At 63.8% G+C, this 18,921-nt stretch carries 19 protein-coding genes and 2 pseudogenes; 9 read left to right on the forward strand and 12 right to left on the reverse strand.

Annotation, left to right across the window (positions count from 1 at the left end; genetic code table 11):
• Window positions 1-50: 50 nt before the first annotated feature.
• A complete protein-coding gene (locus B0G73_RS06415) occupies window positions 51-584 on the reverse strand; it encodes a GNAT family N-acetyltransferase (RefSeq protein ID WP_106279011.1) in 534 nt (177 codons plus the stop codon).
• Between the two features lie 194 nt (window positions 585-778).
• Here B0G73_RS06415 and B0G73_RS06420 point away from each other — a divergent pair, with 194 nt between their 5' ends.
• Window positions 779-1,453 carry a VC0807 family protein gene (locus B0G73_RS06420; RefSeq protein ID WP_106279185.1) on the forward strand — a complete coding sequence of 225 codons (675 nt, stop codon included), beginning with the start codon at window positions 779-781 and terminating at the stop codon, window positions 1,451-1,453.
• 9 nt (window positions 1,454-1,462) lie between these two features.
• On the opposite strand, the pseudogene B0G73_RS06425 reads toward B0G73_RS06420, so the two are convergent.
• Window positions 1,463-1,810, reverse strand: a pseudogene (locus B0G73_RS06425) (LysR family substrate-binding domain-containing protein); the annotation flags it as partial.
• 75 nt (window positions 1,811-1,885) lie between these two features.
• Between B0G73_RS06425 and B0G73_RS06430 the strand changes: the two are divergent.
• The 6 genes and pseudogenes from B0G73_RS06430 (at window position 1,886) to B0G73_RS06455 (ending at window position 6,044) form a co-directional block, all read left to right on the forward strand.
• A complete protein-coding gene (locus B0G73_RS06430) occupies window positions 1,886-2,830 on the forward strand; it encodes an AEC family transporter (protein WP_106279013.1) in 945 nt (314 codons plus the stop codon).
• A gap of 301 nt (window positions 2,831-3,131) precedes the next feature.
• Window positions 3,132-4,097 carry a zinc-binding alcohol dehydrogenase family protein gene (locus B0G73_RS06435; RefSeq protein WP_106279015.1) on the forward strand — a complete coding sequence of 322 codons (966 nt, stop codon included), beginning with the start codon at window positions 3,132-3,134 and terminating at the stop codon, window positions 4,095-4,097.
• Between the two features lie 67 nt (window positions 4,098-4,164).
• Window positions 4,165-4,287 (forward strand): XapX domain-containing protein, encoded by a 123-nt coding sequence (locus tag B0G73_RS06440; protein WP_258193201.1) that lies wholly within the window; start codon window positions 4,165-4,167, stop codon window positions 4,285-4,287.
• Between the two features lie 226 nt (window positions 4,288-4,513).
• Entirely contained in the window at window positions 4,514-5,092 is a 579-nt protein-coding gene (locus B0G73_RS06445; protein WP_106279019.1) for a DUF4337 domain-containing protein, read from the forward strand.
• Window positions 5,093-5,149: 57 nt separating this feature from the next.
• Window positions 5,150-5,239 (forward strand): annotated as a pseudogene (locus tag B0G73_RS41110) (LysE family translocator); the annotation flags it as partial.
• Window positions 5,240-5,354: 115 nt separating this feature from the next.
• Window positions 5,355-6,044 (forward strand): class I SAM-dependent methyltransferase, encoded by a 690-nt coding sequence (locus tag B0G73_RS06455; protein ID WP_106279021.1) that lies wholly within the window; start codon window positions 5,355-5,357, stop codon window positions 6,042-6,044.
• 36 nt (window positions 6,045-6,080) lie between these two features.
• On the opposite strand, the gene B0G73_RS06460 is transcribed toward B0G73_RS06455, so the two are convergent.
• From B0G73_RS06460 to B0G73_RS39990, 7 genes are all read right to left on the reverse strand, one after another.
• Window positions 6,081-7,355 (reverse strand): RNA polymerase sigma factor, encoded by a 1,275-nt coding sequence (locus B0G73_RS06460; protein WP_106279023.1) that lies wholly within the window; start codon window positions 7,353-7,355, stop codon window positions 6,081-6,083.
• 4 nt (window positions 7,356-7,359) lie between these two features.
• Window positions 7,360-7,767 (reverse strand): VOC family protein, encoded by a 408-nt coding sequence (locus B0G73_RS06465; RefSeq protein ID WP_106279025.1) that lies wholly within the window; start codon window positions 7,765-7,767, stop codon window positions 7,360-7,362.
• A gap of 151 nt (window positions 7,768-7,918) precedes the next feature.
• Window positions 7,919-8,332 carry a YciI family protein gene (locus tag B0G73_RS06470; RefSeq protein ID WP_106279027.1) on the reverse strand — a complete coding sequence of 138 codons (414 nt, stop codon included), beginning with the start codon at window positions 8,330-8,332 and terminating at the stop codon, window positions 7,919-7,921.
• 148 nt (window positions 8,333-8,480) lie between these two features.
• Window positions 8,481-8,834: a YciI family protein gene (locus B0G73_RS06475; protein ID WP_106279029.1), complete on the reverse strand. Its 354-nt coding sequence runs from the start codon at window positions 8,832-8,834 to the stop codon at window positions 8,481-8,483.
• 351 nt (window positions 8,835-9,185) lie between these two features.
• On the reverse strand, window positions 9,186-9,659 hold the full coding sequence (locus B0G73_RS06480; protein WP_106279031.1) for a hypothetical protein: 474 nt from the start codon (window positions 9,657-9,659) through the stop codon (window positions 9,186-9,188).
• Window positions 9,660-10,696: 1,037 nt separating this feature from the next.
• The gene (locus B0G73_RS06485; protein ID WP_106279033.1) at window positions 10,697-10,969 is read right to left on the reverse strand and encodes a DUF1488 domain-containing protein; all 273 of its coding nucleotides are present in this window, start codon (window positions 10,967-10,969) and stop codon (window positions 10,697-10,699) included.
• A 113-nt stretch (window positions 10,970-11,082) separates the two neighbouring features.
• Window positions 11,083-11,388: a hypothetical protein gene (locus tag B0G73_RS39990; RefSeq protein WP_146144154.1), complete on the reverse strand. Its 306-nt coding sequence runs from the start codon at window positions 11,386-11,388 to the stop codon at window positions 11,083-11,085.
• Between the two features lie 385 nt (window positions 11,389-11,773).
• Here B0G73_RS39990 and B0G73_RS06495 point away from each other — a divergent pair, with 385 nt between their 5' ends.
• Window positions 11,774-12,247 carry an N-acetyltransferase gene (locus B0G73_RS06495; protein WP_106279037.1) on the forward strand — a complete coding sequence of 158 codons (474 nt, stop codon included), beginning with the start codon at window positions 11,774-11,776 and terminating at the stop codon, window positions 12,245-12,247.
• Between the two features lie 35 nt (window positions 12,248-12,282).
• Entirely contained in the window at window positions 12,283-12,633 is a 351-nt protein-coding gene (locus B0G73_RS06500) for a DOPA 4,5-dioxygenase family protein (RefSeq protein ID WP_106279039.1), read from the forward strand.
• Window positions 12,634-12,685: 52 nt separating this feature from the next.
• On the opposite strand, the gene B0G73_RS06505 is transcribed toward B0G73_RS06500, so the two are convergent.
• The 3 genes from B0G73_RS06505 to B0G73_RS06515 form a co-directional block, all read right to left on the reverse strand.
• Window positions 12,686-12,997: a high-potential iron-sulfur protein gene (locus tag B0G73_RS06505; protein WP_106279040.1), complete on the reverse strand. Its 312-nt coding sequence runs from the start codon at window positions 12,995-12,997 to the stop codon at window positions 12,686-12,688.
• 49 nt (window positions 12,998-13,046) lie between these two features.
• Complete coding sequence (locus tag B0G73_RS06510) at window positions 13,047-13,736, reverse strand: nitroreductase (RefSeq protein ID WP_106279042.1); 690 nt, start codon at window positions 13,734-13,736, stop codon at window positions 13,047-13,049.
• Between the two features lie 107 nt (window positions 13,737-13,843).
• The gene (locus tag B0G73_RS06515) at window positions 13,844-18,736 is read right to left on the reverse strand and encodes a response regulator (protein WP_106279186.1); all 4,893 of its coding nucleotides are present in this window, start codon (window positions 18,734-18,736) and stop codon (window positions 13,844-13,846) included.
• Window positions 18,737-18,921 lie beyond the last annotated feature (185 nt).

The raw sequence follows: 18,921 nt of genomic DNA on the forward strand, positions 1-18,921 counted from the left end.
GCCGGCATGCAACGCTCGCTTGAGATAGTCGGCAACCGCGGCGCGCCGGCTCAAACCGTGTGGGCCGGCCGACGCAGCACGATGGTCGGCTTGCCTTTGTACGTGGTGCGAAGTTGCTCACGATACCCGCACTTATGAGCAACACGCAGCGACGGCAGATTCTCCGGCGCGACGATGCAGGCTGTTTCGCTAGCCGGCCACTGCCGGTCGGCCCACTCCAGCGCGGCGCGCACGGCTTCGGTCGCGTAGCCGCGGCCATGCACGGCCGGGTCCAGCGCCCAGCCGACTTCGGGCACCATCAATGACGGCTCGATCTCGCGATGGTAGTCGGCAAAGCCGACTTCGCCGAGAAACCGGCCGCTCTCCTTCTCCCGCACGACCCAATAGCCATAGTTCAGCATCGCCCAATGTCCGGCGTAGCGCAGCAGACGCGCCCAGACTTCTTCGCGCGTAAAGGGCTTGCCGCCGATATAGCGGATCACTTCGGGATCGGACCACATCGCGTAACTTTCGAGGAAATCGTCGCGCGTGTGGGGTCGCAGGATGAGGCGGGGGGTGGTGAGGAGCGTGGGAGCAAGCGACATTGCGTAGGAGCGGATAGTGGATGGAGTGGCTCGGCAATCAGCGGCTCGATGATCGCAGATTTTTTGCGCGCCAGGGACGTGTAAAAAATCCCGCCACGCGCGCAGGCCGCAAAGCTATGGCATGCGAACAGACTTCGCCCTACACTCGCCGGGTATGCTGGTACACCCTTGCCACGCTCACCACCGTACCGTCGATGAAACTCCGCCTGCGCTACCTCACCGCGCTGATCGTGAACGTCGCCTTGCCCGTGCTCGCCTACCGGCTCGCGTTCCCGCACTGGGGCCAGCTTGGCGCGCTGGCCGCGTCGGCGCTGCCGCTGATTGCGTGGATGAGCTGGGACCTTTTGCGCTATCGCCATTTCGACGCGCTCAGCGCGCAAGTGCTGGTCGGCATCGTGCTCTCGCTGCCGGCACTCAGCATCGGCTTTGGCGGCAATAAGCGAATGCGCGAGATCGCAGATCCGATGGTCTCCGGCATGATCGGCGTGTCGTTCCTGCTGTCGCTCGCGCTGCCCAAGCCGCTGGTGTTTTACCTCGCCCGCTCGACCATGTCGCGTGAGGACCATCGCAGCGTCGAGAGCTTCGAAAGGCATTGGCGCGAACGTCCCTCGCTCGTCGCGTACATCCGCTTGATGACGCTCGTGTGGGGCATCGGCATGACGGGCGAGAATATCTTGCGCAGTCTGATCGTCTGGCAATGGCCCGACGATCCGCGCTCGGTCATCGCCTCCAACGTGCTGAGGTACGGCGTCTATGCCGGTCTGACGGCCTGGACCTTCTGGTGCCGCCGGCTCATCAAGCGAGATGCGCTGCGTTATCCGGACGACACCGTGGAGCCGGCAAAGACAAACCACCTCGCCAGTTCATAAGCCCGGCTCTCACGCCAGTTCGAGAAAGCGCGCCAGCCACGGATTGCGATTCGCCGGCGACCACGTCAACACCTGTTCGATCAGCGTCGCATCGACCAGCGGCCGGAATACCACGCCCGCGAGTTGCGCGCGGCGCATGGAAGCCGGCACCAGCGCCACGCCTGCCCCTTCGTCGACCAGACTCAGCACCGTCTGTTGCAACTGCACGTCGAAACGTATGTCGGGTTCGAAGCCGCCCGAGCGGCAATGCCCGAAGATCATCGCGCGCAATGTCGGCGCGACTTCTTCGGACGCGAGCACGAACGGCTCACCGGCCAGTTGCGCGATCGTCAGACGCCGCGCGCGAGCCCGTGGATGAAAACAGGATTTGATTGTATCGCCGCTAACCACTACGCTGGCGAATCGCCATCCCTCCCCCACCTTTGCGCGTCGATGTTAGCCACCCTCGAAATCCTGCTTCCCGTCTTCGGCCTGATTTTCGCGGGTTTCGCCTGCCGCCGGCGCAACGTGCTCGGACCCAACTCGGCGTCGGAGTTGAACCGCTTCGTGGTCTGGCTGGCGTTGCCGGCGCTGCTGTTCGACATCATGGCGCACGCCACGTGGCAGCAGCTCTATCAACCGGCGTTCGTCGCCACATTTTCGATTGCGTGCGTCAGCGTGTTCGTGTTGATTCTGACGATGCGGCTGATGACCGGCCGGCATCTCGCCGATGCGAGCGTCGATGCGATCGCGGCTTCCTATCCGAACACCGGCTACATCGGCTTCCCGCTCGGCATGATCGCGTTCGGCTCGGCGAGCCTGACGCCGACCACGATCGCCACGATCCTCGTCGCCTGCGTGCTGTTCGCGGTGGCAATCGTGCTGATCGAAGTGGGTCTGCAGACCGAGCGCACGCCGCATAAGCTGGGTTTGAAAGTGCTGCGCTCTCTCGCGCGCAATCCGCTGATCGTGTCGCCGATTGCGGGGGTGCTGTTTGCCAGCCTCCATGTCGCGTTGCCGGCCAGCGCGGAGACCTTCCTGAAACTGCTGGGCGGCGCGGCGAGTCCGTGCGCGCTGGTGAGCCTCGGCCTGTTTCTCGCCGAAAAGCGCCCATCCGACGCTGGCGCACGAGGCATCTCCTGGCTGCTAACGGGCGTCAAGCTGCTCGTGCAGCCGGCGCTGACCTGGTGGCTGGCGGCGCGCGTGTTCGGACTCTCGTCCACGCTGGTCGAAATGGCGGTCGTCCTCGCCGCGTTGCCCACTGGCACCGGCCCGTTCATGCTCGCCGAGTTCTACGAACGTGAAGCGCACATCACCTCGCGGACGATCTTGCTGTCGACCTTGGGCTCGATCGTGACCCTTTCGCTGCTGCTGTTGTTGATGGGCCATCGCACCTGAGCGCATCCAGGCGAATCCCGAACGGCCGACCGGCACGCAAGCTGCACAGACCCGCGCCTCGCGCTATGCTTCGCGAACGAATGGCCCCGGTCCGCGACCTTCGCCGGCAATGCGCGAAGCCTGAACCGAGCCGCCGTGCCCGAAGTCCGCGACGACGCCCACGCCGACGCCCGTTCGCTCGCGCGGCACTATTCACTCCGATTCTCGACAGTCTTTGTCTCAACGCCTGAGTGCCGGTCACCCAGACTAACGTTTAATCTACTGCGCAACGCAGCCCGGAATCCAATTGGAGCGACATACGATGAAAGCCATCCAGTTCAAATCTTTTGGCGGCCCTGAAGTACTCGACTACATCGATCTGCCGACCCCGCAAGCCGATGCCAACAACGTCGTCGTGCAGATCAAGGCGGCCTCGGTGAATCCGAGCGACGTCAAGAACGTCTCCGGGCATTTCGAACACACGGTGCTGCCGCGCACGCCGGGCCGCGACTTTAGCGGCGTGGTGGTGGACGGCCCGCAGGCCTGGCTCGGTGCTGAAGTGTGGGGCACCGGCGGCGACATCGGCTTCACGCGCGATGGCACTCACGCCGAATTCATCAAGGTGCCGCTCGCGGCACTCGCACGCAAACCCAAAACGCTGAGCCACGCGGAAGCCTCCGCGATCGGCGTGAACTTCGTGGTCGCCTGGCTTGGCACGGTCGAGTACGCGCATCTGCAAGCGGGTGAAACTATCGCCGTGATCGGCGCAGGTGGCGGCGTGGGCGGCGCGGTGGTGCAGATCGCCAAGGCGCGCGGCGCCCGCGTGATCGCCGTTGATCGTCATCCGCTCGACGCGGACACGCCGGCGGGTCGCCTGATCGACGACTACGTGCCGTTCGATGAAAACGTCGCGACCCGCTTGAGAGCGCTCACCGACGGCGCGGGCGCGAACGTGGTGTACGACACAGTCGGCGGTGTGGCATTCGAGACCGCGTTGAGCCTCGTCAAACGTCGTGGCCGCGTGCTCGAAATCAGCGGCACGGGCAAGCGCCGCGTCGAATTCGATCTGATCGACTTCTATCACAACGAGACGCAATTGCTGGGAGTGGACAGCGCGAAGCTCGGCGTCGCGGAATCGGCGCCGTTGATGACGGCGCTGGTCGAGGGCTTCGAAGCCGGCAAGCTGACCGGGCCGGCCATCGCGCAGACCTTCCCGCTCGAACGCGCTCGCGAAGCGTACGAGGCCGTGGCCGCCGGCACACGCGGCCGGGTCGTCATCACCATGTAATCGCCATTGCGGCCGGCGGGCGTGGCAGCCCGCCTCTCATCTGGATACAACAGTCACGAAAGCACATTTGATCTCGCTGGCTGCCGGCGTGCTGGTCGGCCGCTTCTACAGCGTGATGGAAGTGAAGTCGCCCGCGCCGCCGACCGTCGCACGGGTCGGGCTGCCCGGCATGTCCGGCGGCGAAACATAAGATCCCGTTGGTGCGGCCATAGCGGGCGTCGAGCATGCATTGACACGCATCTTGCCGGCGCGCTTCTCCCGGGCTGAATCGCGCGGAGTCGTCGAATAAAACGCCGACGCGGTCCCGCTTCTCAAAGGCACCTTTTCCGCCACCCTGCGTCACACGCTAAGATTGAGCCCGACGGGGCCGTACGTCGCCCGCCGATGACAGGAAAAGCTTTGCCTCGGAGAATCAGATGCCTGAAGAATATGAAGTGCACGGTCCGCACGACCATGCCGTGGAACATGCCGGCCATCACGACGCGGATCCGTTTGCGAGCCGCATGGCCGTGATCACCGCCATTCTCGCGACGATCGGCGCGCTGTGCGCGTACCAGAGCGGCAACAGCGAAAATCTCGCGCTGTACTACAAGAACGAAGCCGCGATCAAAAAGACCGAAGCGTCGAACCAGTGGAACTACTACCAGGCGAAGGGCGAGAAGGAAAATCTCGCCGACCTCGGCGCGGCGCTGTCCATCGGCAACACGGACGCGCATGCGAAATTCCTCGCCGACGTCGACAAATACAAGCAGCAGAAAGAGCCAATCCGCGCGAAGGCGGAAGCGCTCGAAAAGGAAGTCGTCGCTAACGACACGCACAGCGAAGCGTTGCTGCATGGCCATCATCGCTGGGCACAAGCCACCACGCTGATTCAGGTGGCGATCGCCCTGTGCGCGATCACGTTGCTGACGCGCAAGAAATGGCTGCGCAATCTCTCGTTCGTGGTGGCGGGCGCGGGTGTGATCACCGGCGCGTTGGCGCTTTTCTCGGCTTGATGGGTGAAGCGCAGTGCGGCGATAGTGCGCCGCGCTGCGCGAATGAAGGCGTACAGCGTGGTTGATGGATCCGCGGTTCCAGGCGTTTTCTCTGTATCGGTGGCCGGCGTGGTGATTCCCGGCCCGAACTTCGTTGCGGTCACGCATGGGTATTAAAGAGATACCCACGGCGTGGCTTCATGACATAAATTGAGGATGACGTACCATACGCGCGCCTGCGGCGAACATTGCAAGCGGCGCGACCTGTCATGGAGGTCTCGCGGTGAGAGAAACAACTGGTCCGTCAGGCGAGGTGACAGCCGATCTCGAGGAAAGCATTCTTCTGCCGCAGCTCAGCTGTCCTGCGGGCAAGATCGGCGTAGCCGTCGGCGCTATGTTGGAGCGATCGAATCACGCCGTCATCATGACGTCATTCGATCTGCTCGACCTGCACGCGAACGAGCGAGTGCTCGAAGTCGGCCTCGGCAACGGCGGCCACATCGCCTTCGTGCTCGATCAAGCCGAGAGACTGCGCTTCACCGGCATCGATATCTCGCCCACCATGATCGCCGCCGCTCGCAGCCGCAACGCGGCTTTTGTGCGCGACGGCCGGGTCCGGCTCGAAATCGCCGACGTCGTTGCCATGCCGTTCTCCGCCGCCTCGTTTGACAAAGCGGTGACGAGCAACAGCACGTATTTCTGGCCAGACCTGCCGGCCGGCCTCAAGGAAATTCGCCGCGTGTTACGTGTGGAGGGCACGCTGGTCATCGCGGCCATCACACCAGAGGCGGCAATCGAAATGCCATTTGCCGAGTACGGTTTCACCGTGCACGACGCAGCGGCACTCGAAGCCGCGTGCCTGGCCGCGGGATTCGATCGGATCGGCATTACGCGCTACCTCGAACCGCTCAGCGATCCGCCGCAAGAGCATGGCCCGCGCGAGTTTTATCTGCTGCGGGCGTGCGCCGTCTGACACGACCGCGTACGTCGGAGCGATACGTGACAAGGCTCAATGCGCGATACCGTGTGCGCGTTCGAGCAACAGCTCGCGCTCGCGCGCATTGCGCGTCATCCCGGCGGCGCGTTCGAATTCGGCGCGCGCTTCTTCCATACGTCCCAGCTTCGCCAGCAGATCGCCGCGCACGCTCGGCAGCCAGTGATAGTTCGCCAACGCGGCGTCGCTTGCCAGCGCATCGACGATCTCCAGGCCGGCCGCCGGACCGAACGCCATGCCGACCGCCACCGCGCGGTTCAACTCGACCACGGGCGACGGCGCCACCTGCGCTAGCGCGTCATACAACGCGACAATCTGCACCCAGTCGGTATCGCTCGCGCGACGCGCACGGGCGTGACATGCGGCGAGCGCCGCCTGCAGCGCATATGGGCCGCTCGCGCCGCCTAGCGCATGCGCGCTGTTGAGCGCCGCCAGCCCGCGACGGATCAGCAGCGGATCCCAGCGGCTGCGATCCTGATCGAGCAGCAGCACCGGGCGCCCTTGCGCATCCGTGCGCGCATGCGTGCGCGAGGCCTGAATCTCCATGAGCGCGACGAGGCCGTGCACTTCGCTTTCGTCGGGCACCAGACCGCTCAGCACTCGCCCGAGTCGCAGCGCTTCCTCGCAGAGCGCCGGACGCATCCAGTCGTCGCCGGCCGTGGCCGAATAGCCTTCGTTGAAAATCAGATAGATGACCTGTAGCACCGAGGCGAGCCGCGGCGCCCGCGCGTCGGCCTGCGGCACCTCGAACGGCACCTTGGCCGCCGAGAGCGTGCGCTTGGCCCGCACGATACGCTGCGCGACGGTCGGCTCCGGCACCAGAAACGCACGCGCGATTTCGTCCGTGGTGAGGCCGCCGAGCAGGCGCAGGGTGAGCGCGACACGCGCGTCGGTCGACAATACCGGGTGGCACGCGGTGAACACGAGCCGCAGCAGGTCGTCGCCGATATCGTCGGCGCGGGCGGCATCGAGGGCATCGACGAAATCGGGCACGAGGTGCGCCTCCAGCGCGTCGAGATCGTGGCCCAGCTCCTGACGCTTGCGGGCATGCAGCGCTTCCTGCCGCAAGCGGTCGAGCGCACGGTTCTTTGCGGTCGCCATCAGCCATGCTCCCGGGTTGTCGGGCACGCCCGCGTCGGGCCAATGTTCGAGCGCGGCCACCAGCGCGTCCTGCGCCAATTCCTCGGCGAGCCCGACGTCGCGCACGATCCGCGCGACGTGGGCGATGACCTTGGCGGACTCGATCCGCCAGACTGCCTCGATGGCACGGTGAGTGGCCGCCGTGGTCACGGCTTCAGCCCCTCGCCCTGGCATTCGGGTCCATGTAGATGAGCTCCCAGATGTGGCCGTCGATATCCTCGAAGCCGTGCCCATACATGAAGCCGTAGTCCTGCGGCGCGCGCGGTACGGTGCCGCCGGCGGCGAGCGCCTTGGCAACCAGTGCATCCACCTCCGCCCGGCTTTCGCACGACAATCCCACCAGTGCTTCCGTGCTCTCCTTCGGATCGCACAGCGACTTGCGAGTGAACGACTTGAACAGATCCTTGACCAGTAGCATCGCGTAGATGTTATCGCCGAGAATCAGACAGGCCGCCTGTTCGTTCGTGAATTGCGGTTCGAAGCTCAAACCAATCGCGCTGAAGAAGGCTTTCGATCGTTCGAGATTATCGACCGCGAGATTGACGTAGATCTGCTTATGCATGACAGAGTCCAATGATCGGTTGTGGACAGGGCGCGGCCGTATCGACGATCTCCATACGTGCCTTGGGTCGCTCGATGCGAATGCCGTCGCGCCGTGAGCATGATGAATCCCTTCGATAAAGCCGGCGCGGCGCGCGCTTTGCGTTTGAGCTTCAGCGCTTGCCGGCTTCCAGTTCGCGGAGCCGGTCCAACTCCGGGCCGGGTTCGAAGTCGTCGAATTCGAACAATTGACGCACTTCGATTTCGCCGTCCGCCTGCTCGCCGGAGGGCGCCGGAAAGCGCCGCGCCCATTCCATGGCTTCCTCACGCGAGCGCACCTGGATCAGCGTGTAGCCGGCAATCAGTTCCCTGGTTTCTGGAAACGGCCCGTCGACCACCGAGCGCTTGCCGCCGCTGTAGCGAACGCGCCAGCCTTTCGAACTCGGTTGCAGGCCGGTGGCGTCGAGCAGCACGCCGGCTTTGGCCAGTTCTTCGTGGTACGCGCCCATCGCGGCCATCAGGGACGCTTCCGGCATCTCGCCGGCTTCGCTGGCAACGGTGGCTTTGACGAGGATCATGAATCGCATCGCCGTGACTCCTTATCGTTGTGAGAGGAAGAGCCGCGCCCGTGGCTGGCTTCTTACTCACACGACGAGCAACACGCGGCCGGATCGACACCTTTGCCGATCCGCCAGGGAAAACCCCAAGACCACATGCTGTCGATGCGCGAATCGGCTAAAGGAAACAAGGTCCGAGCTTGCGGACTTCGACCGTGCACCACGTTGCAGCCGGGCAGGCTTGGGCAATCGCCAGGGCTTCTTCACGCGTTTCGCAATTGAGGAGGAAGAGCCCGCCGACCATTTCCTTGGCTTCGGCGAACGGGCCGTCGAGCAGTTTCGGCTGACCGTCGCGCACCTGCACGCGCACGGCGTCGTTCAAGGAGGTGAGCGATTCGACGGCGACCAGTTTGCCGCGTTCTTTCAGATCGGAGGCGAAGCGGACCATCTGATCGTAGACTTCGCGGCCCGCGGCTTCACCGCGTTCAATCCGTTGATTCGGGGGTTCGACAATGAGCAGCATATAAGACATGGCGTCTCCGATTTTGATCGCGCCGCGGATGTGAACGCCCCGGAGACGTATGAACGCAAAACGCGCGTGCGGTGGGCTGGCGAAAGGCAGTCTAACAAGCATGAAAGCCTGCGGCAAACCTGATCCGGCGCCGATGCCGCGCCCAATTGGGCGTCTTACGAAGACTCGTAATTTCCGCACGTCATTGGGAAATTTCTATTGGGCAGCGCGATAACGCCGCATTGAAGCATTTCGACGGCACAACGATTAGCGCCTTGCCTTGGTCTCTCGACGCGGCAGAATAAAAAAACGCCCCGTGGGGCGTTGGCGTTTCAATTGCGCGTATGAGAAAGGAGAAACGCGTGCGGCGGCTTACACCGTAGCTTCAGCAATCGCCTGCACCTGCGCGGACCTCATCAATCCTTCGATCATTCGCGCTTCGGCGCTCGCGATCTCGCTCAGCGATGCCACGGACAGTTGTCCGTCGAGAATCGCCAACGCCGTGCACAAGCGGGCGTATTCGCCGTCTTGCAGTGCCCACGCGCCTTCGTCGTGTTCGCGCATATCGAGCTGAACCATCGCGGCATGTGCGCTCTCGATGTCGGACAGAACGTCTTCGCCGAGGCCAAGGCGCGCAAGTTCTTGCGACACCAGCAAATGCCGGCTCAACGTCAAATGCAGATTCCGCGAGCCGTGGCCGTGCCGGAATGCGTCGAGGGCGGTATAGCACTGCAGCAGCATCGCCGACGTAACCGGCTCATGAGCGGTGCGGCTATAGGTCAGCGCGCGCAACAACGGGGACATGGCCGACTGGTTGTGCTTGCGGACTCGCGATTTATTGGACATATCGGTTCAACCTCCTTCTCTAACTCTCGGCTTCGCCACCGAATTCTTCTGCTCCGGTGGCAAACGCCGCCGATACGCCGGCGGCTTGACAGGCCCTGATGTGAGTCTGTGAAGCCATCATGGCAAGCAACTATTAAGACAGACTTAAACGACTTCAAGTCTATTCGTACGCAGCATCTCACACTACGCCACCGGCCGGTTGCTCGATTCCGCCAAAAGCGTGGCGCGCAGCGCAACGTTGAAATATCGGTTCGAACTTGCCAATTACAAGTCGCGTCGCGTGCCACGACGAAAAAAAACCCTGTTCCCGCGAGGGAACAGGGTCTGACAGGATGGAACAGTCGTACTCGCGCGTGGATGCTCGCCGACCTATACCCACCGCAAACTCGCAAAGCTGTTGTTACTTGAACTACACCTGCTGAAACTGTGTTGCATGAACTACCACGACTAATAAAACCGTGCTGCCGATACTGCTGCTGCAAAAAACATTCGTTTCGGAACTGCTCACTGCAATTACAGCCGGGTCCTTCGCCTTCAACATCGCCTGACTGCAACCCCCTGCTGATTCACACGCGAACTACATGGATCGCGCGCTTTTTGCATTGCTTCTACTACCTACTGCTTTACTGCCCTGCCGCATTCGACAAGCGCGGCAAACTGCCATCAACGGTACGGTTCAAAACAACGCGGGGGGAAGACCGCGTCGATGGGGCTCGGTGATTTGTCGCTCCATGGAAAACAGTGTATTCCCGCGGATGCGAATGCAATTGGGCGAAGCGAAGGGATTTGGCAGGCCAGTTTGGCGAATCGCTGTAACAGGCCGGTTTCGTCAGAGGTGAGCGCCGCGCAGCACACGCTGCGACAGCGGAATATGCGGTTATCGACTGAGCGGGCTCTTTGTCGACGAACTTGACCGCACAGCCGAAAAACGCGCCGATCGAAACCGCAATGACGCGAGCGACGGCACTGTCGCCGTCACCGTCGCTCGCTGATCTTCTTTGGGCATGTGAGCTTGCAAGACGCGCGGCGTGATCCCGTCAACCGCGCGCGGCGAAATCGCTGATCGTCAACAGCACTTTTTCGCCCGGACGCGCCAGCAGCTTTCTCTCCGCCACAGCGGTGATGCGTTTGCGGCCGTCAGCGAACGTCTTCAGCACGCGTTCCTCGCCGGCGTCGCGTTGCAACCAGAAATGCTGTTCCAGGGCCTCACGCGTAACGGCGCATTCGAGGTCCCGGCCTCGCGTCGAAAGCTGGAAAATCACCGCGCGTCCGTCCGCCGAGACGCTTGGTTCAAACTCGATAATCTCCATGGCCCACCTCGCAAAGTTCGTTAAACCGCTCGCCGTGTTGAACGAACGACACCGAAAAAATCTGAATACAGATGCGAAACACGCGTCGAGCTCTTTCGACCGATCAATGAACGCTATCGCTCCACGGCAGCGTTCACTGTGCGTTCGACCACCGTCGAATGGACTGAAGCGTGCGCGCCCGGCCAGCGCGGACGTTTCGCGCGGAACTCGTGCAGCAACGCATTCAACCCCTCGGTCATGGCTTGCGTGCCGCGCCACGCGCCTCGCGACGCGGACGACAGCGCGAACCAGGAATGCGGCGGCCGAAGCTCGTGACACATACCGCGCGCATCGGCAAAGCGCAGACAGCCGGTATCCGGATAAAAGACGAGCGTGATCGCGTCGGCGTCGACGCCGTGCGTGACCGTATGTGGTTTCATATTCAGCATTTTCGTTGTCATGCCAGTTGGCGACGTTCCTCGGCGGTTCGACGTTCGAACCCGCACGCGCCAGCAATTCGCGAGTGAGGCAAAAGCAAAGCGCATGCCAACGGGCGCCAAACGCGTCGCACGAACCACGGCGAGCGCGACGCGAACTGCCGGCGCCGTGCCGCCAGTAAGCCGCAAACGCCGGCCGCGCCTGAAACGACGCACGCGGCAGCGCACGAATTCGTCGCAGCGCGGACGCCGCGACGACGGCATCCGCGTGACCGGGGAATAGCAAACTCGAGAGGCGCAAACATAACCGCGTGGTAAAAAAGCGCTGCTGGCGCGACAATTCACGACCATTCTTACTGGCCGCCGGCTCGCCGGAAACGTTACCAACATGTCCGTTAAGGAACCTGTCTTCACCCTGCGCCCGGCACTGAACTCAGACGAGGCCTTTCTATTCGAGCTGCGCAAGGCGACCATGACGGAGCACCTCGCGCGCGTCGGCGAGCCGTCCGACGACACCCAGCATCGCGCGCATCTGCTGCATCGGTATGACACAGCGCGCGTGATTTGCATCGACGGCGCGCCCGCCGGTTTGCTTAAAGCGTATCGCACCGACACCGAGTGGGTCGTCGTGCAATTGCAGATCGCGCCGGCGCTGCAGCGGCGTGGTATCGGCGAACGCGCGCTGCACACGGTGTTGCGCGCCGCGCAGGCCGACGCGTTGCCGGTCACCCTCAAGGTGCTCAAAGGCAATCCCGCACAGCGCCTGTACGAGCGCCTCGGCTTCGAGATCGTCGGCGAAGATGAGAGACAGTTTCACATGAGGCGCGCGCCGCGCGCGTCGGCGGAAATTGAAGCAGAATGAATGTCGGATAAAGACTGACACGCACCGGACCTGTTATGACCTTTCGCGACACCTCCGCCATCACAAGCTGGCACGCCCACGTGTATTTCGACGCGGGCAGCCGCGACGCCGCATGGACTTTCCGCGAGCAGATCGACGCACACTGGGGCGACGCACTGCAACTGGGCCGCTTTCACGAACGCCCGGTTGGGCCGCATCCCATGTGGTCATATCAGCTCGCGTTCACGCAGGCTCAGTTCGCCGACGTGGTCGGCTGGCTCACGCTGAATCACGACGCGCTGGATATCTTCCTGCACCCCAATACGGGCGATGCGTTACGCGATCATCGCGACGCAGCCGTATGGATCGGCCATTCGCACGAACTGGTGCTGAGCGCGTTGAATTGACTGCTATGAATGCGGCGGCCGATGAACCGGATCGCGCACCGCCTCTTGCCGTTCACATATTCGAGTACGAACTGCACCAGCCGGGCGCCGCGACCTGCTTGTCGCCGAACAGCGTGCACCCGCCGTATGCATCGTTGGCTTTGCCCTGGAACAGCGAGCAGTTGGCACAGCTTTGTCCGGCGGCGTAGCCCGGAAACTTCGCTTTGTCGACCTTGGACGCGTCCTCTTTGTAGCCGACGGCTTGCGCCTTCGGATCGGATTCGCTGAGTCTGTTCGCGGTGTCGGCGAAGGCGGCGCGCGTGAGCATGAGCGCTGAGCCCGCGCTCACGCCGAGCAGCAGAAAATGGCGACGCGATGTTTTCATATGGGTCCGATGGAATGTGGGGACTTGCCTCGATTGCGATCCAGCGCCGTCAATCGAGAAATCGCGTGAACCGTTCAACGGGTTCGCGCTCGCTGCGTAACGTGTTGACCAAAGCGTTTTCGTCGGCGAAACCGAGCGACATGCCGCACACCAGTTGCTCTTCAGGCGACAAGCCGAGTTGCTCCGCAATCACCCGATGAAACGCCGTGAACGCGGCCTGCGGACACGTATCGAGACCCCGCCCGCGCGCGGCCGTCATGATTGCCTGCAGGAACATGCCGTAGTCCAGCCAGCTGCCGCGCCCCATCACCCGGTCGATCGTGAAGAACAAGCCCACCGGTGCGCCGAAGAAGCGATAGTTCCGCGCATGCTGCTCGTGCATGCGCGCCTTGTCGCCCTTTTCGATGCCGAGCAAGCCATATAGATCCCAGCCGATTTTGCGGCGCCGGTCGATGTACGGCGACACCCACCGATTCGGATAGTACGGATACTCTTCCTGGTATAGCGCGTCGCGTTGCGGGTGGTCGTAAGCGTCGAGCAAGGCCTGCGAGAGACGCGCCAGCGACTCGCCAGTCACCACGCAGACCTTCCACGGCTGCGTATTGGTGCCCGACGGCGCGCGGCTGGCGGCTTCGAGAATGGCTTCGATATCGGCGCGCGGCACCGGCGTGGGCAAAAAGGCGCGAATCGAGCGCCGCGTGACGAGTGCGGCGTCGACGTCGTTGACGGGAGTGGTCATCGGCGAATTCCGGTGGAACCAGCAGTTATGGCGGTCTCCAGGAATTCTAGCGCGAGCACGCACTTTCGCGCTGGCGCGCCGGCAACGCCGGCCGCGCGCAGCGCGGTTTAGCGCAATGGCGTTTTCAGCGCATCGATGAGATCGAGCAGATCGTAGGGCTTGCGCAGCAGGATCGCGTGCGGCAAGACCGCGCGCTGCGCCGGCGTCAGCACGAGGTCGTAGCCGGTCAGAAAGATCACGCGCAGGTCAGGCCGCTCGCGACACACGTCGAGCGCGAGGTCGATGCCCGACTTGCCCGCCAGCCCCACGTCGGTCAGCATCACGCTGATCGTGTGTTCGCTGAGAATCTGCTTGGCGTCGAGCTCGCCCTCGGCTTCCAGAATGTCGAAGTCGAACGTGCGCAGTAATTCGGCCGTGCTCACACGAATCAGCTCGTCGTCTTCCACCAGCAGAATCCGCGGCCGCGTCTGAGCGACGAAACTATCGGCGCTATCCGGCATCATCGGCGGATCGATCTCCAGAAGATGCTGCTCGGCCTCGGCGATTTCCGCCGCCCGCGGATTCTGCGCTTGCAGCACGTAGCGCACTTTGCGCGCCAACGCTTCGTGCGTATACGGCTTGCTAAGCAATTCGATGCCTTCATCGAGCCGCCCTGAATGCACGATCGCATTATCCGTGTAGCCCGACGTGAACAGCACCGCGATCGACGGCAACCGCTCGCGCGCCTTGCGGGCGAGCTCGGTGCTGCGCAACGGCCCAGGCATCACCACATCGGTAAACAGCATGTCGATCGGCACGCCGCTTTCGACGATCGCCAGCGCGCTTTGCGCGTCTTTCGCTTTCAGCACGCGGTAGCCGAGATCGGAGAGCATTTCGACCACTGTGGTGCGCACTTCCTCGTCGTCCTCGACCGCGAGAATCGTTTCCGTGCCGCCCTTGGCGGGACCGGCTTCGATATTCGTTTCGAGGTCTTCTTCCTGGCGCACCCGCGGCAGATAGATGCGGATCGTGGTGCCGTGACCCTCTTCGCTGTAGATCTTCACATGGCCGCCGGACTGCTTGACGAAGCCATACACCATGCTCAAGCCGAGGCCCGTGCCCTGGCCTTCGGGCTTGGTCGTGAAGAACGGTTCGAACACGCGCTCGCGCACTTCCGGCGACATGCCGAGGCCCGTGTCGGTAACGGCCAGCATCACGTACTGGCCCGGCGTGACCTCCGCGTTGCGTTTGGCGTAGGCGTCGTCGAGCGCGGCGTTGCCGGCTTCGATCGTGAGCTTGCCGTGGCCGTTCATGGCGTCGCGCGCGTTGATCGCCAGATTCAGCAGCGCGTTCTCGACCTGGAACGGATCGACCAGCGTATTCCACAAGCCGCCCGACACGATCGTTTCGATTTCGACGCCGTCGCCGAGCGCGCGCCTCAGCATGTCGTCGAGACCGCGCACGAAGCGGCCGAGATTGACGACCTTCGGCGCGAGCGGCTGACGCCGCCCGAACGCGAGCAGTTGCGAGGCGAGGTTCGCACCGCGCGCGACGCCCGCCAGTGCATTGCGCACACGCTGCTCGGGCTTCTCCGAACCGGCGACGTCTTTCGCCAGCAGTTGCAGATTGCCGCCGATCACTTGCAGCAGGTTGTTGAAGTCGTGCGCGACGCCGCCCGTGAGCTTGCCGATCGCTTCCATCTTTTGCGCCATGCGCAGCGCTTCTTCGGCGTGCCGCAGCGCTTCGGTGGTTTCCTTGTCGGCGGTCACATCTCGGCCCACGCCATGAATGCGCGCGGTGTTCGGATCGAGCGCGAGCGTCCACGCGACCCAACGCCATGTGCCGTCGATCCGCCTGAAGCGGTTTTCGTAACGCACCGGCGCGCCCGTTCTGCGCAGTTCAGCAAGATGCGTGCGGACAGTCTCGACATCGTCCGGGTGAACCAGATCGACATAGGAACGCGACATCAGCCAGTGCAGGTCGTGACCGAGCGCCGTGCTCCACGATGGACTCACGCGCTGCAAGCGGCCTTCGATATCGGCCACCACCAGCAGATCCTCGCTCAACTCCCATAAACGATCGCGGTCCGCCACCGTTTCGATCACGCGGCGCTCCAGCGTTTCGTTCAGATCGCGCAACGCGCTTTGCGCCTTGGTGCGCTCGGCGATTTCGGTTTGCGCCGCCTGATACAAGCGCGCGTTGTCGATGGCAATCGCCGCCTGCGCGGCGATGCCGGCCACGATCCGCTCAGCGCGCTCAGTGAACACGCCGGGATCCGGATGGCCGAAGAACAGGCCGCCGACCACTTCGCCGCTGCGCGACTGCACCGGCGCCGCCAGATAGCTGCGCACCTTCAGATGACCCTCCGGCATGCCGCGATGCGGCGCGTTGTGGCCATAGCGCGGATCCTGCGTGATGTCGTCGACACGGACGATGCCTTCGCCCTGAAACGTGGGCGCGAACACCGCCGTGTTGCGCGGCATGGGAAACTGCTCGAACGCCTCCTTCGGCACGCCGGACAGCGTGTAAAGCATGTAACTGCCGCCCTTCTGATCGAGCACGTTGTAGAAGAACGAGCCGAACGCGGCGCCGGTCAGTTCGGTGGCCGCGTCGGTGACGATCTGCACCGCGCGGCTCAGGTCGAGTTCGGCCGCGACCGTCGAGCCGACACGATTGAGAATCTCCAGCGTGCGCGATTCTTCGCGCAGCTTCATCTCGGTCTCGCGACGCAAGCGCGCGAGTTGCAGGTTGCCCGACACGCGGGCAAGCAGTTCGCGCGCGGAAAAGGGCTTGGTCAGATAGTCGTCGGCGCCGTGCTCGATGCCGTCGACGCGCGCCTCCTCACCCGCGCGGGCCGACAGCATCAGCACCGGCGTGTCGCGCAAATCCGGATCGGCGCGCAGTGCGCGCAGCAGGCCGAAGCCGTCGAGGCGCGGCATCATCACGTCGGAGAGCACCAGATCGGGCGGTTCCGCGCGCGCGGCTTCGAGCGCCGCCTGACCGTCGGTGGCGAGCCGCACGTCGTGGCCCGCCGCCCGCAAGATGCGGCTCATGTACTCACGCAGATCCGCATTGTCGTCGACGACCAGCAGCCGCGCGGCGGCGGCCGGCGCTGCCTCCGACGTTTCGCTGGCCGGCGCTGCGCCGGCCGACGGGGCATCGAGTATTTCGTTCTCCGGACTCCAGCGCAACGCGGCATCGACATACATGCGTGCGTGCCTGCTCATGGAGGCATGCACGGCTTCGTCCTCGGCTTGGGACAGCACAGCGCCGCGCGGCAGCGAAACGGTAAAGCACGCACCTTCGCCGAGCACACTGTCCACCCGCACCGTGCCGCCGTGCAGCTTCACCAGTTCCTGCACCATTGCGAGCCCGATGCCGCTGCCTTCCACAGAGCGGCCCGGTGCGCCCGCCACGCGATGAAAGCGCTCGAAAAGACGCGGCACTTCTTCTTCCGCGACGCCGATGCCGCTATCCGTGACGCTGACCTCGACGCCGCCGCCTTCGTCAGTGCGAACCGCGACGCGGATCGTGCCGAAGAACGTGAACTTGTACGCGTTCGACAGCAGGTTCACCACGACTTTTTCCCACATCTCGCGGTCGATCTGCACGATCACGGGCGTAGCCGGAACGTCAACTTCGAGACGCAGGCCGGCCGCCTCTATCGCGGACTGGAACAGCGACGCAAGCTCGGCCGTGAAGGAAGCGATGTCGGTGGGCTGCGTGTGAATCTCGATGCGCCCCGCCTCGATCCGCGAAAAATCCAGCAACGCGTTGACGAGCTTCAGCAGGCGCAAACCGTTGCGATGCGTGATCTCGATCAGCGCGCGGTCGTCGATATCGCTGCGTGTCTGCGCGTTATCACCGCTCGCGGCCGGCTGCGGCCTGGCGAGCAGTTCTTCGAGCGGGCCGAGCATCAGCGTCAACGGCGTGCGGAATTCGTGGCTGATATTGGAGAAGAACGTGGTCTTCGCGCGGTCGACTTCGGCCAGCGCTTCCGCGCGCCGCCGCTCTTCTTCATACGCCTGCGCGTAGCCGATCGCCGCGCCGATCTGGCCGGCGACCAGGTTCAGAAAGCTGCGGTAAGCGTCGTCGACGAGACGGCAAGGATTCAGGCCGGCAATCAGCAGGACTGTTTGCGTCGACTCGCCGCCGACCGACACCGGCAGGATGACTGCCTGCTCCGGCGCGAGATGCCACGGACCGCTCGGCAACGCGGTGCCGAAACGCTGCGTCAAGTCGCGCACGGTCTGCGGCGCCTGGATCTGGAGGACGTCGGCGATCGGCCAGAGTGATTCGCCGACGCGCATTGTCTGCGGCGCCGCCGGATGGCCCGGCTCGATGCCGCACGAGCCGACCAGCGTGACCGTGTCGCTGCCGGGTTCGGCTGCATAAAGCATGGCGAAGGGCAGGTCTTGCGGATTCGCCCGCAACGCGCGCGCGCTGAGTTCGCATGCTTCGCGCCAATCGCGGCCGTCCGGACTGGCCGCGGCCAGTTCCTTCAGCAGCGCCAGTTGCCGTTCGCCGACCACCTGCGCCGTGTCGTCGCTATTGGCGCAGATGATGCCGCCAGGTTCGCCATCCTCGGCGGGAATCGGGCTGTACGAGAAGGTGTAATACGTCTCCTCCGGAAAGCCGTTGCGCTCCATGATGAGCAGCTTCTGTTCGACGAAGGTACCCTCGGCACCCGCCAGCGCGGTATCGAGAAGCGGCTCGATGTCGGACCAGATTTCCCGCCACACGACACGGGTCGGTTGACCGAGCGCGACCGGATGCTTCCCGCCGATGATCGACTTGTACGGGTCGTTGTAAAAATAGAGCAGCTCGTCGCCCCACCCGATCCAGATCGGCTGACGCGAGGTGAGCATGATGCGGATCGCGATCTTCAGGCCTTGTGGCCAAGTGTCGGGTGCGCCGAGTGCGGTCTGCGTCCAGTCGTAGGCGCGGATCAGCGCCCCCAGCTCGCCGCCTCCGGCAAGAAAGGACGGCGCGGCGACGCCGCCGGGCGGTGCGTCCGACATGAAGCGGTCCGGCTGTTTCAACGCGATCTCCTCGACACGGCGGGTCGTATTCGTGCGGGCCGCTGTTGCAAAAGCGGTGCCCGATACGACGGATGGCTAACGATCACCACGCAATTGATGTAGCGCGATTCTCGCACGTAGCGGTGTGCCGGAGGAAGGTGAGACAACGCGCCGAAACCGCAAGC

The organism is Paraburkholderia sp. BL25I1N1, assembly GCF_003002025.1.
Classification (GTDB): domain Bacteria; phylum Pseudomonadota; class Gammaproteobacteria; order Burkholderiales; family Burkholderiaceae; genus Paraburkholderia.

What these genes read in the sequence shown, in the direction of transcription:
- B0G73_RS06510 (WP_106279042.1), bottom strand. Translation starts at nt 13,736, where the DNA reads ATGACCACTCCCGTCAACGACGTCGACGCCGCACTCGTCACGCGGCGC.
- B0G73_RS06515 (WP_106279186.1), bottom strand. Translation starts at nt 18,736, where the DNA reads ATGTCGGACGCACCGCCCGGCGGCGTCGCCGCGCCGTCCTTTCTTGCC.
- B0G73_RS06470 (WP_106279027.1), bottom strand. Translation starts at nt 8,332, where the DNA reads ATGCGATTCATGATCCTCGTCAAAGCCACCGTTGCCAGCGAAGCCGGC.
- B0G73_RS06415 (WP_106279011.1), bottom strand. Translation starts at nt 584, where the DNA reads ATGTCGCTTGCTCCCACGCTCCTCACCACCCCCCGCCTCATCCTGCGA.
- B0G73_RS06475 (WP_106279029.1), bottom strand. Translation starts at nt 8,834, where the DNA reads ATGTCTTATATGCTGCTCATTGTCGAACCCCCGAATCAACGGATTGAA.
- B0G73_RS06500 (WP_106279039.1), top strand. Translation starts at nt 12,283, where the DNA reads ATGACCTTTCGCGACACCTCCGCCATCACAAGCTGGCACGCCCACGTG.
- B0G73_RS06465 (WP_106279025.1), bottom strand. Translation starts at nt 7,767, where the DNA reads ATGCATAAGCAGATCTACGTCAATCTCGCGGTCGATAATCTCGAACGA.
- B0G73_RS06435 (WP_106279015.1), top strand. Translation starts at nt 3,132, where the DNA reads ATGAAAGCCATCCAGTTCAAATCTTTTGGCGGCCCTGAAGTACTCGAC.
- B0G73_RS06430 (WP_106279013.1), top strand. Translation starts at nt 1,886, where the DNA reads ATGTTAGCCACCCTCGAAATCCTGCTTCCCGTCTTCGGCCTGATTTTC.
- B0G73_RS39990 (WP_146144154.1), bottom strand. Translation starts at nt 11,388, where the DNA reads ATGAAACCACATACGGTCACGCACGGCGTCGACGCCGACGCGATCACG.
- B0G73_RS06505 (WP_106279040.1), bottom strand. Translation starts at nt 12,997, where the DNA reads ATGAAAACATCGCGTCGCCATTTTCTGCTGCTCGGCGTGAGCGCGGGC.
- B0G73_RS06495 (WP_106279037.1), top strand. Translation starts at nt 11,774, where the DNA reads ATGTCCGTTAAGGAACCTGTCTTCACCCTGCGCCCGGCACTGAACTCA.
- B0G73_RS06445 (WP_106279019.1), top strand. Translation starts at nt 4,514, where the DNA reads ATGCCTGAAGAATATGAAGTGCACGGTCCGCACGACCATGCCGTGGAA.
- B0G73_RS06420 (WP_106279185.1), top strand. Translation starts at nt 779, where the DNA reads ATGAAACTCCGCCTGCGCTACCTCACCGCGCTGATCGTGAACGTCGCC.
- B0G73_RS06480 (WP_106279031.1), bottom strand. Translation starts at nt 9,659, where the DNA reads ATGTCCAATAAATCGCGAGTCCGCAAGCACAACCAGTCGGCCATGTCC.
- B0G73_RS06485 (WP_106279033.1), bottom strand. Translation starts at nt 10,969, where the DNA reads ATGGAGATTATCGAGTTTGAACCAAGCGTCTCGGCGGACGGACGCGCG.